The 2,859-nt window shown below is 43.2% G+C and carries 3 protein-coding genes; 1 reads left to right on the top strand and 2 read right to left on the bottom strand.

The genetic code is table 11. The features are described from left to right. Both groEL and groES read right to left on the bottom strand, forming a co-directional pair. Nucleotides 1–722: chaperonin GroEL (groEL, locus tag ACFIO3_RS05275; protein ID WP_375704173.1), on the bottom strand; the 722-nt coding region annotated here is incomplete at its 3' end. Between the two features lie 59 nt (nucleotides 723–781). Continuing rightward, complete coding sequence (gene groES, locus ACFIO3_RS05270; RefSeq protein ID WP_005774667.1) at nucleotides 782–1,078, bottom strand: co-chaperone GroES; 297 nt, start codon at nucleotides 1,076–1,078, stop codon at nucleotides 782–784. A gap of 238 nt (nucleotides 1,079–1,316) precedes the next feature. Between groES and fumC the strand changes: the two genes are divergently transcribed. Then, complete coding sequence (gene fumC / locus ACFIO3_RS05265; RefSeq protein WP_375608135.1) at nucleotides 1,317–2,705, top strand: class II fumarate hydratase; 1,389 nt, start codon at nucleotides 1,317–1,319, stop codon at nucleotides 2,703–2,705. The last annotated feature ends 154 nt before the right edge of the window (nucleotides 2,706–2,859 follow it).

Genomic DNA, 2,859 nt, shown 5'->3' with positions numbered 1-2,859 from the left:
ACAACAGCTTCAAGCACAGGAAGAAGAGATTGCAAATTAGACAATTTCTTTTCGTGAATGAGAATGTAAGGATCATCGAGATCAGCGACCATTTTCTCAGCATTTGTGACAAAATAAGGGGAAAGATACCCACGGTCAAATTGCATTCCTTCCACGACTTCTAATTCCGTTTCAGCGGTTTTAGCTTCTTCCACGGTAATGACGCCTTCATTGCCAACTTTTTCCATAGCATCAGCGATCATTTTACCGATTTCAGCAGCACCATTAGCGGAAATTGTTCCCACTTGTGCAATTTCTGCTGACGTTTGGATTTTTTTAGCTTTTTTGAAGAGGTTTGCCACCACTTCTTCAACAGCAGCATCAATTCCACGCTTCAAATCCATTGGGTTCATGCCGGCAGCAACAGCTTTAACACCTTCTTGCACAATAGCTTGTCCCAAAACAGTTGCTGTTGTTGTTCCATCACCCGCAACATCATTGGTTTTAGAAGCAACTTCGCGCAACATTTGTGCACCCATATTCTCGAACTTATCTTCCAGTTCGATTTCTTTTGCAACGGATACACCATCTTTTGTGATGCGAGGCGCACCGAATGATTTATCAATCACCACATTGCGACCTTTAGGGCCGAGTGTCACCTTCACAGCATTAGCAAGAATGTCGACACCGCGCAACAAACGCTCACGCGCATCACGGCCAAATTTGACTTCTTTAGCAGCCATTTAATTTCTCCTTGGAGTTTTTTTCAAAATAGTACACAATGAAAAATTAGGTGCTTCAATTAGCCCATAATTCCCATAATGTCAGATTCTTTCATGATTAAGAGGTCTTCCCCATTAATCTTGACTTCAGTTCCAGACCATTTTCCAAATAAAATACGGTCTCCTGTTTTTACTTCCAAAGGCACACGCTTTCCGTTATCATCCAGAGCGCCATTGCCAACAGCAATCACTTCGCCTTCTTGGGGTTTTTCTTTCGCTGTATCAGGGATGATGATCCCACCAGCCGTTTTATTTTCAGATTCAACCCGACGGACAACGACACGGTCGTGAAGTGGGCGGAATTGTATATTAGCCATGTTTTAAATCCTTAAAACTGAACATAATTGGATTAATCTTAAAATTCTTGCTAGCACTCTCTTCATGTGAGTGCTAACACTATCTGAAATATAAAATCGGTATTTCTCAATGTCAAGAATAACCATAAAAAAATAGTCATAAAAAATTTCTCTAAAGCAGATTCAAAGTCTTGCCTCTTATTCCACTTTCGCGTTATTTAGCTCCTTTAAGAACCCGTGAACAAAAAAGGATCTTATCATGGTTGAAACACGTCAGGAAACGGATAGCTTTGGAACGATTTCGGTACGTCAAGATCGTTATTGGGGCGCACAAACTGAACGTTCTCTGCATAATTTTAATATTGGCAGTGAAAAGCAGCCTCTTACCATTATTTACGCCTTAAGCCTTGTAAAAAAAGCCGCTGCACTTGTAAATATGGACAAAGGCAAACTTTCCCCAAAGATTGGAAAAGCCATTGTCACTGCCGCAGATGAAGTTCTCTCTGGCGCATTCGACACGCATTTTCCTCTTTCTGTTTGGCAAACAGGCTCAGGGACACAAAGCAATATGAATGTTAACGAAGTTATCGCCAACCATGCCAGCATGCTTTTGGGTGGCAAACTGGGAAGCAAAAAGCCTGTTCATCCCAATGACCATGTCAATATGAGTCAATCATCGAATGATTCCTTTCCCACAGCGCTTCACATTGCCACCACGCTGCAAACGCGCCAACATCTTTTTCCCATTCTTGAAGCTCTCATTACCACTTTAAGAAAAAAAGAAGAAGAATTTGCCGATATCATCAAAATCGGACGAACCCATACGCAAGATGCAACCCCCTTAACACTTGCACAAGAATTTTCAGGCTATCGCGTAGCACTAGAAGCCAATCTTCAGCGTATTGAAACCGCCCTTACCGATGTTCAAATGCTCGCCCAAGGAGGGACGGCTGTCGGAACAGGGCTCAATGCCCCGAAAGGTTTCGACGTCGCCTTTGCTGAAACAATTAGCTCCCTCACAGGGATCTCCTTTAAGACAGCACGCAATAAGTTTGAAGCTCTCGCCCATCATGGGGCGCTTGCCCATTTCCATGGAAGCCTGAATGCATTAGCCGCAGATCTCTTTAAAATTGCCAATGACATTCGTTTTTTAGGCTCTGGTCCACGTTCTGGCTTAGGCGAACTAAACTTGCCTGAAAATGAACCTGGCTCTTCTATTATGCCCGGCAAAGTCAACCCCACTCAGTGTGAAGCCATGACAATGGTTTCTTGCCAGGTCTTCGGGAACCATACCAGCGTAACATTTGCCGCCAGCCAAGGACATTTTGAACTCAACGTCTATAAACCTGTCATTGGCTATAACGTTTTACAATCGATTACACTTCTTGGTGATTGCATGCGCTCTTTTGATCTGCATTGCATTCAAGGACTACGGGCCAATCGCATTCATATTCACTCTCTCATGGAGCGCTCTCTCATGTTAGTCACAGCTCTTGCACCAGAAATTGGCTATGAAAAAGCTGCTGAGATTGCCAAAGCAGCGCATAAAAATGATACAACTTTGCGCACAGAAGCACTAAAAGCCGGGGTTTCTGGCGATGACTATGATCGGCTGGTTGATCCCAAAAAAATGATTGCGCCCCAATAAAGAGGGCACATGCTTTTGTTATTGCTTGTCAATCAACATCCAAACTTACTGCAGCAGCAAGATTAAAGTGGTTTGAAGGCTTTCTCTGCTGTTGCAGCTTATATACCAAAGAGGATGAGTGTATTGCATATCCCTGTTTGGATCGTCTCTATAA

The organism is Bartonella sp. AD328YNZD (assembly GCF_042196425.1).
This window is presented reverse-complemented; position numbering and strand designations above follow the sequence as displayed.